Source organism: Bacillus sp. SIMBA_074 (assembly GCF_046534555.1).
In the GTDB taxonomy this organism is placed as follows: Bacteria; Bacillota; Bacilli; order Bacillales; family Bacillaceae_G; genus Bacillus_A; species Bacillus_A mycoides.
Map to the genome: position 1 here is coordinate 1 of NZ_JAWRYM010000762.1, position 259 is coordinate 259.

1 protein-coding gene is annotated in these 259 nt (G+C 35.9%); it reads right to left on the bottom strand.

Going from position 1 to position 259, the window contains the following annotated elements:
• Nucleotides 1-25 precede the first annotated feature (25 nt).
• Complete coding sequence (locus SB773_RS32830) at nt 26-196, bottom strand: hypothetical protein (RefSeq protein ID WP_176431796.1); 171 nt, start codon at nt 194-196, stop codon at nt 26-28.
• Nucleotides 197-259: the final 63 nt, after the last annotated feature.

Sequence of the window (259 nt, forward strand, 5' to 3'; positions counted from 1 at the left end):
GCAACAAACTTTTTGGTTCATATGCTTATTCCGCCATTTCCCACTCTGAAGATTTTACTGTCTCTTGTTCAAAAGTTTCAATCTCTCTCTGTTTAGCCAGTTTAGAAGCTTGTGACACGGACCATGTTAAATTCCCAAAGGCAATCACTGTCCCGATCGAGATAACTAACACCTTTTTACAAAGTATTTTCTTCAATAGCAACCTCCTGAAAATGTATTGGATTACTTTAAATATAAACCAACACTGTTAACCTAACAT